The 13,168-nt window shown below is 66.3% G+C and carries 11 protein-coding genes; 5 read left to right on the forward strand and 6 right to left on the reverse strand.

The window, feature by feature from the left end:
* The first annotated feature begins 4 nt into the window (after positions 1–4).
* The gene (locus FHS98_RS08155; protein ID WP_167102708.1) at positions 5–1,372 is read left to right on the forward strand and encodes a 2-oxo acid dehydrogenase subunit E2; all 1,368 of its coding nucleotides are present in this window, start codon (positions 5–7) and stop codon (positions 1,370–1,372) included.
* Here FHS98_RS08155 and FHS98_RS08160 read toward each other — a convergent pair.
* The 4 genes from FHS98_RS08160 to FHS98_RS08175 are packed head-to-tail and all read right to left on the reverse strand — an operon-like array spanning position 1,369 to position 4,173.
* A complete protein-coding gene (locus FHS98_RS08160; RefSeq protein WP_167102711.1) occupies positions 1,369–1,947 on the reverse strand; it encodes a nuclear transport factor 2 family protein in 579 nt (192 codons plus the stop codon). The two genes, FHS98_RS08155 and FHS98_RS08160, sit on opposite strands and share 4 nt — an antisense overlap.
* Complete coding sequence (locus FHS98_RS08165) at positions 1,944–2,243, reverse strand: putative quinol monooxygenase (RefSeq protein WP_167102714.1); 300 nt, start codon at positions 2,241–2,243, stop codon at positions 1,944–1,946. The genes FHS98_RS08160 and FHS98_RS08165 overlap by 4 nt, the downstream gene beginning before the upstream one ends.
* Positions 2,240–3,880 (reverse strand): AMP-binding protein, encoded by a 1,641-nt coding sequence (locus tag FHS98_RS08170; protein ID WP_167102717.1) that lies wholly within the window; start codon positions 3,878–3,880, stop codon positions 2,240–2,242. Before FHS98_RS08170 ends, FHS98_RS08165 begins: the two co-directional genes overlap by 4 nt.
* Positions 3,877–4,173, reverse strand: coding sequence for a putative quinol monooxygenase (locus FHS98_RS08175; RefSeq protein WP_167102720.1), 297 nt, complete (start codon positions 4,171–4,173; stop codon positions 3,877–3,879). Before FHS98_RS08175 ends, FHS98_RS08170 begins: the two co-directional genes overlap by 4 nt.
* Before the next feature lie 258 nt (positions 4,174–4,431).
* On the opposite strand from FHS98_RS08175, the gene FHS98_RS08180 reads away from it, so the two are divergent.
* A complete protein-coding gene (locus FHS98_RS08180; RefSeq protein WP_167102723.1) occupies positions 4,432–6,942 on the forward strand; it encodes a TonB-dependent receptor in 2,511 nt (836 codons plus the stop codon).
* A gap of 42 nt (positions 6,943–6,984) precedes the next feature.
* On the opposite strand, the gene FHS98_RS08185 is transcribed toward FHS98_RS08180, so the two are convergent.
* Positions 6,985–7,551, reverse strand: coding sequence for a carboxymuconolactone decarboxylase family protein (locus tag FHS98_RS08185; protein ID WP_167102726.1), 567 nt, complete (start codon positions 7,549–7,551; stop codon positions 6,985–6,987).
* 168 nt (positions 7,552–7,719) lie between these two features.
* On the opposite strand from FHS98_RS08185, the gene FHS98_RS08190 reads away from it, so the two are divergent.
* Positions 7,720–9,831 carry a PQQ-dependent dehydrogenase, methanol/ethanol family gene (locus FHS98_RS08190; RefSeq protein ID WP_243847910.1) on the forward strand — a complete coding sequence of 704 codons (2,112 nt, stop codon included), beginning with the start codon at positions 7,720–7,722 and terminating at the stop codon, positions 9,829–9,831.
* A 6-nt stretch (positions 9,832–9,837) separates the two neighbouring features.
* Here the strand turns inward: FHS98_RS08190 and FHS98_RS08195 are convergent, their stop codons facing one another.
* Complete coding sequence (locus FHS98_RS08195) at positions 9,838–10,371, reverse strand: VOC family protein (RefSeq protein WP_167102729.1); 534 nt, start codon at positions 10,369–10,371, stop codon at positions 9,838–9,840.
* Between the two features lie 125 nt (positions 10,372–10,496).
* Here FHS98_RS08195 and FHS98_RS08200 point away from each other — a divergent pair, with 125 nt between their 5' ends.
* A complete protein-coding gene (locus tag FHS98_RS08200) occupies positions 10,497–11,846 on the forward strand; it encodes an aromatic ring-hydroxylating oxygenase subunit alpha (protein ID WP_167102733.1) in 1,350 nt (449 codons plus the stop codon).
* Positions 11,843–13,135: an aromatic ring-hydroxylating oxygenase subunit alpha gene (locus tag FHS98_RS08205; protein WP_167102736.1), complete on the forward strand. Its 1,293-nt coding sequence runs from the start codon at positions 11,843–11,845 to the stop codon at positions 13,133–13,135. Before FHS98_RS08200 ends, FHS98_RS08205 begins: the two co-directional genes overlap by 4 nt.
* Positions 13,136–13,168: the final 33 nt, after the last annotated feature.

Here is a 13,168-nt window from a genome sequence, read left to right on the forward strand (position 1 = left end):
GCGGATGGCGAAGCTCAGGCCCTTCACCATGCCCAAATGGGGCATCGAGATGAGCGAGGGCACCGTCGCGGAATGGATGGTGGCCGAGAACCAGCCTTTCGCCAAAGGCACGGTGCTGACGCTGATCGAGACGGACAAGATCACCAACGAAGTGGAGGCGGAAGCCGATGGCTGTTTCGTCCGCCTGATCGCCGAGGCCGGACAGACCTATCCGGTCGGCGCGCTGCTGGCGGTGCTGTCCGATGGCGGCGAGGCCAGTGCAGAGGAGGTCGAAGCGGTGATCGCGGGCTTCCGCGCGGTCGATGCGCGCTTCGACGGAAGCGAGCAGGGCGTCGCCATGCCTCCGCCTGCCATCGAACGGGTGCGCGAAATCCCGGACGGGCTGGCAATCAGTCCAGTGGCCCGCGAGAAGACGCAGGCGGCGGGGCTGGACGTCGCCGACCTGCATGGTTCCGGGCGGGGCGGGCGGATCACGGCGCAGGATGTCGATCAGGCGCTTCGGCCTTCCGTTTCGCCGCATCTGGTCGGCGTGCTGCCATCCTCGCCGCCTTCCTCTTGCTTTGCGACCCCGATGGCGCGGCGGCTCTCCGCGCTGCATGGCGTGCCGCTGGAGGGGCTGACCGGCAGCGGCCCGCGCGGACGCATCCGCAAGGCGGACGTGCTGGCGGCGATCCCTGCGGCCGCCGCAGTCGTGCCATCCTCCGGCGGCGTCGAGATCATCCCCATGTCGTCGATGCGGCGCACGATCGCGCGCCGGCTGACCGAGGCCAAACAGACCATCCCGCATTTCTATGTGCGCCGCCGGGTTCGCGCGGATCGCCTGCTGGCGCTGCGCGCGGCGGCGGCCGGGGAGCAGCGCCCGAGCGTCAACGACTATCTGATCCGCGCCTGTGCGCTGGCGTTGATGGAGGTGCCGCAGCTCAACATCCAGGTGCAGGGCCAGGATATCCATCGCTTCGCCTCGGCCGACATCGCGGTGGCGGTGGCGACCGAACGCGGGCTCGTCACCCCGATCGTCACGCGCGCCGACGATCGGCCAGTCGCGGAAATCCGTGGCGTGATGGCGGCGCTCATCCGCAAGGCGAAGGCCGGCAAGCTCCGCCCCGAGGAGTTCAGCGGGGGCAGCTTCTCGCTCTCCAATCTGGGCGGCTTCGGCGTCGAGCAGTTCGATGCGATCATCAATCCGCCACAAGGCGCGATCCTCGCGGTCGGCGCGGCGCGGCCGGAGCCGATCGACGACGAAGGCGCGATCAGGGTGGTGCCGGTGCTGCACCTGTCGCTGTCCTGCGATCATCGCGCGATCGACGGCGCGGATGCCGGCCGCTTCATGGCGGCGCTCGCCGCGCTGATCGAGCGGCCGGAACTGCTCTAGGGGCGATTGGAGAAGGTCAGGTCGCCCGCGCCCCGCGCACCTCGCGGACGGAGCGTGGCGAACATGCCCTGCGTCAGGATTTCGCCGGACGGGTGATTGTCGTTCCAGTCCATCACCACCTGCCGCTTCGCGATCCGCCACTCTCCGTTGCGGCGCTCCAGCCGGTCGAGATAGCGGCCGCCGAAATAGAAATGATGATGGCCGGTATCGAGGCCATGGCCCTCGAACATCGCCATGTAGCGCGCGCCGAAGATGTCGGGCGCCTTCTCGGCGCGGACCTTGTGATAGGCGAAGAGGTAGGTTTCGGTGCAGGCGGTGTCGCCGTCGATCTCCATATGCACGTTCATCAGCGCGTGCATCGTCACCTCGAACCAGTTCTGGATCTCGCGGACGATGAATTCGGCGAACTCGGCGGCGTTGCCGTCGAACACGCCATGATGGTCGCTGCCGTCGGGCCAGTAGACCGATTTCATCAGCTCCACGTCGCAGCGGTCGAGCGCGCGCGAATAGCGGGTGAGCACCGCGTAGATGTCGCGCCGGGCGATGAGATCGTCGATCTCCTCCGCGTGGGTCATGCGCCGAGCGACCGGTAGAAGCGGAGCTTCATCTCGCCGGCGAGGCAGTCGAGGATGGGCGGGACGAGCCGTTCGTGGAAGTCGATCCGCATGTGATGATCGAAAGCGGCATCGTCGCGGAAGGTCGCCACCACCTGGAAGAGGTCCGGGTCGTCGTCGGACTGGAACAGTTCATAGACCAGCGCGTCGGGCTCGGTCTGGCGGACGAGGCTCTTCAGCTCGGCCTGAAGACGGATCAGCTCCGCGCGCCTGTCCGGCTTGCAGCGCAGTTCGGCGATGAAGCTCTTGCCGCTCATGCCGCCTCCCCGAGCCCGAGTTCCGCGATGAGGCGGGCGCGCAGCCGGTATTTCTGGATCTTGGAAGTGGACATCGGCCATTCCTCGACGAAGCGCACATGGCGCGGAATCTTGAAGCTGGCGAGCTGGCCCTTGCAGTGGGCGATCAGCTCCGCCTCGGAGGCGGTGGCGCCGGCGACCAGTTCGACGAAGGCGGCCGGCACCTCGACATAGCGGGGATCGGGAATGCCCACGACCTGCGCCAGCTTCACCGCCGGATGCGTCTGAAGCATCGACTCGATCTCGGCCGCCGCGACATTCTCGCCGCCGACCTTCAGCATGTCCTTGGTGCGGCCGTGGAACATGATGTGGCCACTCTCGTCGAAGGAGCCGATGTCGCCGGTGTGGAACCAGCCGCCGCGCAGCACTTCGGCCGATTTCTCGGGCGCGTTGTAATAGCCTTTCAGCATGTTCGGCCCGCGCGCGACGATCTCACCGCGTTCGCCGGGCGCGCAGTCGCGACCGGTCTCGATATCGACGATGCGGACCTCCCATTCGGCGAGCGGCACGCCGAGGCGGCCGGTGCGCAGTTCGAAGCTGTCGTCGATATGGCTGGTGCAGATCGTGCCCGCGCCCTCGGTCAGCCCATAGGTGCCGACCTGCACGGTGTGCGGCATCGCCCTAGTCATCGCCTCCCTGATCCACGCCGGCTGGACCGCGAAATTGGAGTTCATCAGCCGCAGCTTCGAAAGATCGGTCGTCGGGAAGCTCGGGTGGGTGATGAGATCCTGCATGATCGTGACGAAGCTGGGATAGGCGACCGTCGCGCCCTCGCGCCCCAGCATGGCGAGCGCGGTGCCCGCATCGAAATGCGGCACGGTGAGATAGGCGCCGCCCGCATCCAGCACCATGGTGAGCGGCAGGATGCCGGCTATGTGGAAGATGGGCAGCGGCGACCAGACCTTGTCTTCGGCCGTCACCCGGTAGCGCACGCCCAGATTGCGGCTGTTGCCGATGATCCCGCGATGGCTGATGAGCGCGCCCTTGGGATTGGCGGTGGTGCCGGATGTGTAGAGGATGAAGGCGATGTCCTCGGGATCGACGGCGTCGATGCGGGCGTCGAGATCGGCGTCGGCGATGCCCTCGCCCATGGCCAGCGCGGCATCTCGCGAGATCATGAAGGGCTGACAGGGGGGATCGAGGCAGATGATCCGCCGCAGCATGGGGGCGGCATCGAGGTGCAGCGCCTGCGGATCGGCCTTTCCGAGCGCGGGGAAGGCCGCCCCGAGCCGCTCGGCGAAGTTGAGCTGATCGGCCACCTTGCCGGTGGTGACGAGGGTGACGAGATCGGCATCCTTCACCACGAAGGCCAACTCATGCGCCTGATACCGCGCATTCACCGGCACCGCGACCGCGCCCGCCATCACGATGCCGAACAGCAACTCGACAAATTCCGGGCGGGTGGTGAGCAGGATGCCGACATTCTGCCCCGGCCGGATGCCCATGGCGATGAACGCCCTGGCCCATGCGCGCGCCGCTTCATGCAGCTCCGCGTGGCTCGATCGCCGGTCGGGGAAGACCAGCGCATCCGCCTCGCCCCGCGCCGCCGCGCTCGCGCGGAGCATCCGGCCATAGGTGTAGATCGGGGCGTCCGTCATTGGCCGGCCTCCAGATCGAGGAGCATCTCGCGTTCATAGCCGCCGTCCATGCAGCCGATCATCCGCTCGATCAGCGGCCGGCCATGCTCCGTTTCCATATGCGCCTTGTCGGCGGCCTCGTCGACGAAGGACTCGAACACCGCGAACATGTGCGGCGCTTCGAGCCGGAAGAACCGGAAGCCCAGCGTGCCCGGTTCGAGATCGACCAGGCCCTCCATCCGGCGGGCGAGGCCGATGAACTCGGCCTCCCGTTCGGGCTTGATGCGGAAACGCGACAGGAAGCTGTAGGCCAATCGTCCTCTCCCGGTTGCGGCGTGCGGATTCGCATCTTCCGTGGAGGCAATTGAAAACAATCATGACTGATTTTTCAAGAGGGCATATTTTGATGCTCGAAGCTTGCTGCGATGCATCAAAAGCCCGTGAACTCGGCGAAATCCGGCCCAAAGTAAAACATACATGAATGATTGCTTTTTTTATGGACCGGGGTAAGTTGAGGCCGTTCTGGAGAGCGCGGCGTGTAAAGTCGTGCCACAGGGGAGAGGAGCGAGGGGATGACCCATCATCGGTGGTTGAGCAGTACCGCGTTCGGCGTCATTGCAATGGCCGCGATGGCTTCTCCGGCATGGGGGCAGGATGCGCCGCCGCCGCCCACCCCGACGCCTGCCGCCGAGGCGGCTGCCCCATCGACAGCGGGGACGAGCGGCCTTCAGGAAATCGTCGTCACCGCCACCCGGCGCGCGACCAATCTTCAGACGACGCCGATCGCGGTGTCCGCCGTGGACTCGCAGTTGATCCAGCAGGCGAGCCCCCGCAATATCGGCGATCTGGCCGCCTTCGTGCCGAACTTCTCGGCGGCGACGATCACCGGTTTCAACGCGGCGTCCTTCTCGATCCGCGGTGTCGGCCAGAACAACATCATCGTCTATTTCGAGCCGCCGGTGGCGGTGCTGGTCGACGATTTCGTCGTGCCCTCGGTGCAGACCCAGTTGCTCGACACGTTCGACGTCGCGCAGGTGGAGGTGCTGCGCGGCCCTCAGGGCACGCTGTTCGGCAAGAACACGACCGGCGGCGCCGTGGTGGTGAAGACCAAGCGGCCGGACCTCGATCATTTCGAGGTGGAAGGCCGGATGCAGACCGGCAGCTTCGGCACGGTGATCCCGCAGGGCGCGGTGAACATCCCGATCGGCCACACGCTCGCCTTCCGGGGTGTGATCGGCCACACCGGATCGGACGGCTATTATCATGATGGTGGCTGCTTCGGCCCCGTGACGCCGCTCAACACCTCGGCCTTCGCGAGCAAGTTCGCCGGTGCGCAAGGGTGCGGCAACGGCAAGGCGATCGGCGGGCAGGATGTGTGGAACGCCCGCGCCAAGCTGTTGTGGGAGCCCAGCTCCAACTTCACCGCGCTCGCCCAATATGAATATCTGCGCGATCGGTCGGACAGCGTGCCGGCGATCAATCTGACGCCGGACAGCAGCGCATTTCTGTTCTCGACGCTCGGGCTCGGCGCCGCCGCCAACCAGCACAGCGACCCGCTCGACAATGCCGCGATCACCAACCGGCAGGGTGCGCTGCTCAAGATGGGATCGGGGCAGAAGATCTCGGTCGACGGCGGCTATCTCACCATGGACTATAAGATGGACTGGGGCACCTTCACCTCGGTCAGCGGCTATCGCTATCAGCGCTCACGCCTGCCCAACACCTATATGGGCTCGGCGCCGGTCGCGTCGGACGGAACGGTGCTCTCGCTGTTCGACGCCCAGCGCGACGATAACCGCAAGACATGGCAGGAGGAGCTGCGCTTCGCGTCCTCGTTCAAGGGGCCGTTCAACTTCGTCGCCGGCGGCTTCTATCAGAAGGACAATACCGACTTCTGCGTGGCGCAGCTCCTCGGCTTCCTCGATCTGTCGAGCGGGCCGCTGGCGTTCGGGCCGTGGAACGACAATCCCTATCTGCTCTGCAATGCCCAGCACGCGCGCTCGACGGCGGCATTCATCGAGGGAACGCTGAAGATCACGCCGACGCTGACGCTGACCGCCGGCGGCCGCTACACCTGGGAACGCAAGACCTGGTGGGGCCGCCAGCAGGTGTTCCAGCAGCAGCTCACCGGCGGCTTCGATCCGTCGATCGTGTTGCAGGATGCGCTCGACGCCAATGTCTTCGCCTATCCCGATGGCGTCATCAAGGTGAAGGACCGGGCCAACGAGCCGACGTGGCGCGCCAGCATCGGCTGGCAGGCGACGCCGACCATCTACGGCTATGCGACCTATTCGCGCGGCTTCAAGGGCGGCGGCTTCAACGATCAGATCGGCAGCTTCCACCCCTTCGTGAATGCGGACGGCACCGAGAATCAGCAGGCCTTCGCCGAAGCCGCCTCGGCGACCAAGCCGGAGAAGGCGGACAGCTATGAAGCCGGCGTGAAGACCGAACTGCTCGATCACCACCTGCGCTTCAACCTGACCGGCTTCTATGTCGACTACACAAACCTCCAGAAGCAGATCGTCGTGCCGCTGGTGGTGGATGGCCAGCAATTCCAGGTGACGCGCTTCTTCAACGCCGCCAAGGCGACGGTGAAGGGTGTCGAGCTGGAGACGACGCTGATCCCCGTCCACGGCCTCACGCTGCGCGGCGTGATGGGCTATCAGGATGGCAAATATAAGAAATATGTGACGCCGATCCCGGCCGGCTACGACCTCTCGACCGCACCGCTCGATCGTCTGCCGAAATGGCAGTGGACCGTGGACGCCACCTACGAGATGCCGCTGGGGGATCGTTACAAGGTCCAGCTCAACGGCAACGTCGCCTATACCGGGCGCAACCTCGCTACCCAGTCGATCACCAGCCCGGACGAGAACACCTATCTCAACGCCCGCACGCTGGTGAACGCCTCGCTCACGCTCGCCGAGGCGCAGGACAAATATTATGTCCGCTTCGTCGGCCGCAATCTCACTGACAAGCGCTATCTGACGGCGGCGCAGGTGGTGGGCGGCCTGTGGGCGGACGGCCAATATGGCGCGCCGCGCTATTTCGGCGCCGAGTTCGGCTTCAAGTTCGGCAATTGAGCGATGGGGCGGCCCGCATGTCTGCCGGCCGCCCTTGTCGCATCAGCCGGCGGGCTGGAGCATGTCCGTCATGCACACCGTGTCGAGGCCGAGCACATGGGTGAAGCGGCCCATCGCCATCCAGCAGCCGATCGCCAGCGTCAGGTCGGCGATCTCGGCGTCGCTGTAGGCGGCGCGGAGGCGATCCCAGAAGGCGCCGTCCTGCGGCAGGTCGCGCGGATTGTCGGCCAGTCGCTCGGCATATTCGATGGCGAGCCGCTCGCGCGTGTCGAACAGCGGCGAGGCGCGCCATTCCGCCACCGCCGCGTAGAAGGCTTCGTCCGGCTTCTCTCCACCCCGCGCCACCACCGAGCGCGAGGCATCGCCGCCGACCGATTCCAGATAGGCATCGAGATGGTCGCCGGCGCGGAAGCTCTGGCAGACGAGGCAACCGTTGATCTGCGCGGTGCGGTAGCGCGCGGCCTCGGCGACGCGGAGCGGCAGGCGCATCGACTGATAGACAGAGCGCACGAAATCGCCGGCGGCGCGGCCGATCTCCGGCGCGTGATGGCTCAGCACATAGCCGAGCGGATCGGTCATATGGGCGTCAGGCACGTCGATATTGGGCATGGTCTCTCCTCCTTCTCGATCCCTTCTTCGGGCGAACGATCGGCCATCGGGCGGGGGAGACTCGCGATGCCCTGATCCTAGCAGGATCATATTAAAAAGTATCGATGAATCAGGTGGATATCCCTGCATTCATGCTGTTCTGGCGCCTGACGAGAATGGGGATCGCCGATGCGTGCTGGTGTCCTTGCCTGCCTGTGCTCCGCTCTGGCGCTGCCGGCCTGCCATTCCCCTTCGGGGGCGCCGGCCGGGAAGGTGGCGGTGGTGCCGGACATGGGGCCGCCGGGCTGGCGCGAGCAGCTCCATGACGGCAGCGACGGGCGGGACTGGCCGGCCTTCGGGCGCACCTATGGCGAGCAGCATTACAGCCCGCTCGATCAGATCAACCGCGACACGGTGAAGCGGCTCGGCCTCGTCTGGTCCTATGATCTGCCGCCCGGCAACCCGGCCAGCGGGCCGATCGAGGTGGGCGGCACCGTCTATACCGCGACCGGCTATGCCGTCGTTCGCGCCTTCGAGGCGGCGACGGGCAGGCTGTTGTGGACCTATGATCCCAAGGCGCCCGAAGTCTCCGGCCACAAGCTCCGGCAGGGCTGGGGCAGCCGCGGCATCGCCTATTGGAACGGCAAGGTCTTCATCGGCACGCAGGACGGCCGGCTGATCGCGATCGACGCGAAGACGGGCCGGCCGGTCTGGACCGCCGAGACGATGGGCAAGGACGACCAGCGCTTCATCTCCGGCCCGCCGCGTGCGTTCGACGGGATGGTCATCATCGGCCATGGCGGCGCCGACGAGGCCTCGATCCGAGGCTACGCCACCGCCTATGACGCCGAGACGGGCCAGCAGAGATGGCGCTTCTACACGGTGCCCGGCGACCCCTCGAAGGGCTTCGAGAACAAGGCCATGGCGATGGCCGCGAAGACCTGGGCAGGCCCGTGGTGGAAATATGGCGGCGGCGGCACGGTGTGGAACGCCATCACCTATGACGCGGAAAGCGACACCATCCTGCTCGGCACCGGCAACGGCAGCCCCTGGAACCGCAAGATCCGCAGCGAGGGCAAGGGCGACAATCTCTTCCTCTGCTCGATCGTCGCCGTCGACGCGAAGACCGGTGCGTACAAATGGCATTATCAGATCAACCCCGGCGAAAGCTGGGACTTCAACGCCGCGATGGACATGGAACTGGCGGATCTCACCATCGACGGGAAACCGCGCAAGGTGCTCATCACCGCGCCCAAGAACGGTTTCCTCTATGTGATCGACCGCACCGACGGGAGGCTGATCTCGGCCAAGCCGTTCGTCACCACCACCTGGGCGAAGAGCATCGACCTCAAGACCGGCCGCCCGGTGGAAGAACCCAACATCCATTACGAGAAGGGGCCGGTGACCTTCCGCCCCACGCCGGTCGGCGCGCATAGCTGGCCGCCGATGGCGTTCAGCCCGCAGACGGGGCTCGTCTATATCCCCGCGATCGACCTTCAGGTCACCTATGACGACAGCGGCATCACCGCCGCCAACTGGCAGCGCGTCGGCGGGATGGCGCTCGATTATGGCGTGCGGCCCGATATCGAGGTGCCGAAGGGGGAGAAGACGCAGGGCTATCTCGTCGCCTGGAATCCGGTGACGCAGACGCAGGCGTGGCGGCTTCCGATGCCGGGCCATTTCAACGGCGGGGTGATGGCGACGGGCGGCGGCCTCGTCTTTCAGGGGCACCCGGATTCGAGCTTCACCGCCTATGACGCGGCAAACGGCAAGACGCTCTGGACCTTCGACGCCAGGGCCGCCGTGGTGGCGCCGCCGATCACCTATATGGTCCACGGCCGACAATATGTGACGGTGATCGCCGGCATGGGAACGAGCGCCGGGCTGTTCGGCCCGCTGCTCGCGAAGTTCGGCATCGATTACCGCACGCAGGCGCGCCGCGTGCTGACCTTCGCGCTCGACGGCAAGGGGACGCTGCCGCCGAAGATTCCCTACACGCCGAAGGCGGTGAGCGACCCGGACTTCAAGGCCGATCCTGTCGCCGCCAAGGTCGGGGAGGCGATCTTCAACATGCGCTGCGCGGTCTGCCATGGCGGCGGCGCGATCGCGGGCGGCACCGCGCCGGACCTGCGCACCTCGGGCGCGATCGTCTCGCCGGAGACGTTCGATGCCATCGTCCATGACGGAATGCTGGTGCCCAACGGAATGCCCCGCTTCGAGGAACTGAGCGCCGAGGATCGCGCCCATCTCCGCCAATATCTGCGTATGCGGGCGGATGGTCTGCGCAAGGGCAAGCCCTGACGCGGGCTACATCGCCCGTATGCGCTCCCGACCGTCCCAGTCGCGGCAGGCGGCCCTGATCCCATCGAACAGCTCGATCATCGAGGGACGGGGCTCGATGACCTCCACCATCGTGCCGGGGAACAGGATGTCGGTATCGAGATAGGCAAAGCGGGAGAGCGGCAGCGCGCCCTCCAGCGCCACGCCGATGCCGGCCGCGCGGGCGGCGGCCATCTGCTTGTCATAGTCGTCGGTGAAGGTGCCGAGATGGTGGACGCCCTTCCGCCCGGCATCGAGAAATTCGCGATAGGTGGACGGGGCGGGGCCGGGCTGGATCAGTTCGATCATCGTCTCGCCGCTGTAGGCGATCGCCACGCTTTCGTAGATCGGCGCATCCACCGGCACGCGCTCGCCGCGCACCTCCAGCCAAGCGAAGGGGAGCGGCAGCGGGAAGCGGAAGAAGGGGCCGACGCCCATCGTCCTTGTCCAGTGGTCGATATGGGCCTCCACATCCTCCACCACATAAGCGACCTGAAAGATCGGCCCGAACGCACGGCTCATCCCATTCTCCTCCCGGTTGCCGGCGGGTCGGCCGCCCGGTTGCGATTCCGACTTGTCAAACATTCATGCATGTTTTTTTATGCTTGTCGATCCGGCCCGACCCGGACTCGGCAGGAGAGAGGGCGATGAACTTCGATTTCCGCCTGTGGGATATCCACATCGGCGCGCCGCACCCGTTCAACGCGCACCGCTATATCGACAATGGCACGGCGCGGCCGAAGCCGGACCGCTATCATGACAAGGCCTTCGCCGATGCCGAGTGGGAGCGGGTGTTCGCGAAGAGCTGGCTGCTCGCCTGCCCGATCTCCGATGTGCGCGAGCCCGGCGATTTCGCGCGGTTCGACATCGGCCGCGAGAGCTTCATCATCGTGCGCGGCGAGGATGGTGACGTCCACGCGCATTACAACGTCTGCCCGCACCGCGGCAGCCGGCTTGTGACGCAGGATTTCGGCAGCGTCTCCCGGTTCACCTGCCCCTTCCATAGCTGGCAGTTCAGCCTGGAGGGCGAGAATATCGCCGTCACCGATCGCGAGACCTTCCGGCCCGAGGTGCTCTGCCACGATCTCGACATGACGTCTGTGCGCTGCGAGGAGGCGGCGGGCCTCGTCTTCATCGCGATGGACCCGGATATCCAGCCGCTCAGGGAATGGCTGGCGCCGATCCTGCCGCATCTCGAGCTCTACGACATGGATCGGATGAACGTCGTCCAGCATCGCCGGTCGGATTGGGGGGCGAACTGGAAGGGCGGGGTGGATGCCTTCGCCGAGATCTACCATCTCCATGCCGTCCATCCGCAGACTCAGTGCCTGATGGACGACCGCACGCAGATCGATCTCTATCCGGGCGGCTTCAGCCGGCAGTTCGTGCCCTTTGCCCAGCCGAGCCCGCGCTTCGCCGATCAGGAGAGCGTCAATCCGGGCATCGCCATGATGCTGCGCGATGCCGGCATCGACCCCGCGACCTTCTCCGGCACCGCGCACGAGACGCGCGCCGCCATACAGGCCGCCAAGCGCCGGCGCGCGGCCGACTACGGGCTCGATTATGACAAGTTCAGCGATACGCAGTTGAGCGATTCGACGGTCTACAGCCTGTTCCCCAACACTCAGATCGGTTGCCACCCCGAGGCGGTGTTCCTCCACCGCTTCCTGCCGCACCCGACCGATCCCAACCAGTTCACCTACGACACCTGCATTCTCTACCGGCACATCGACGCGCCGGGCTATGCGGCGCCCGCCTGGATGGGGCTGGGCGAGGATATCGACCTGACCGGGGAGATGCGGCCGGACATCGTCCATACCGGCCTCGGCGAGCCTCCGGGGCTCGGCGAGGTGCTCGATCAGGACAGCGATCTGCTGCCGATCGTGCAGGCCGGCGCACGGTCGCGCGGCTTCCGCGGGCCGCTGTGGAGCGAGCAGGAGGCGAGGCTGCGCCATTTCCATGCCGAACTCGACCGGAAGATGGGAGAGGGCGCATGAACTATGATCCGCGCGGCTGGACGGTCCACCGGGACTCGCGACATCCGTTCGACCGGGCGGCGCCCCATGTCGACAACGGCACCGCGCGGCCCGATCCGATCCGCTATACCTCGCGGGCGTTCTTCGAGGCGGAGTGGGAGAAGGTCTTCACGAAGACCTGGCTGTTCGCCGGGCCGGTCAGCGACGTGCGCGAGCCCGGCGACTGGATGAAGTTCGACATCGGCGCCGAGAGCTTCCTCATCGTCCGCCGCGAGGATGGCGGGCTGGCCGCGCACTACAATGTCTGCCCGCATCGCGGCAGCCGGCTGGTGACGGGGGATGTCGGCTCGCAGGCCAGCTTCACCTGTCCCTTCCATAGCTGGCAGTTCGGCCTCGATGGCCGCAACCTGCGCGTCACCGATGCCGAGACCTTCCGCCCCGAGGTGCTGTGCCACGGCACGGATCTCACCTCGGTGAAGGTGGATGAGGCGGCGGGTCTCGTCTTCCTCTCGATGTCCGACGACGTACCGCCGCTCGCCGAATATCTCGGCGACATCCTGCCGATGCTGGAGACCTATGAGATCGGGAAGATGCACGTCGTCCAGCATCGCCGATCGGACTGGGCGGCCAATTGGAAGGGGGGGATCGATGCCTTCTACGAAAGCTATCATCTCCACGCGATCCACCCGCAGACGATGGGGATGCTCGACGATCGCACCCATATCGATCTCTATGCCCATGGCATGAGCCGCCAGTTCGTGCCCTTCGGCCAGCCCAATTCGCATTTCCCCGATCAGCAGGGGATCAACCCCGGCATCGCCGTGATGCTCAGCGATGCGGGGCTGGACCCGGCGACTTTCCAGGGCACCGCGCAGGACAGCCGCTCGGCGATCGCCATGGCCAAGCGCGACCGGGCGGCGAAGCTCGGCCTCGATTATGGCCGGTTCAGCGATGCGCAACTCACCGACAGCACGATCTTCGGCATCTTTCCCAATGCCCAGATCGGTTGCCATCCCGAGGCGGTGTTCCTCCACCGTTTCAAGCCGCACGCGGACGACCCCGAGCAGTTCGTCTACGACACCACGATCCTGTACCGGCATATCGACGTGCCGGGCTATGGCGCGCCGCTGTGGATGGGGTTGGGCGATGAGGTGGACCTCACCGGCGCCACGCGGCCGGAGGTGATCCACACCGGGCTCGGCGAGCCGCCGGGCATGGGCGAGGTGCTCGATCAGGACAGCGATCTGCTGCCGATCGTGCAGGCGGGCGCGCGCTCGCGCGGCTTCCGCGGCCCGCTCTGGGGCGAGTAGGAGGCGCGGCTGCGCCATTTCCATACGGAACTG

The sequence above is a fragment of the Sphingomonas oligoaromativorans genome (genome assembly GCF_011762195.1).
Classification (GTDB): Bacteria; Pseudomonadota; Alphaproteobacteria; order Sphingomonadales; family Sphingomonadaceae; genus Solisphingomonas; species Solisphingomonas oligoaromativorans.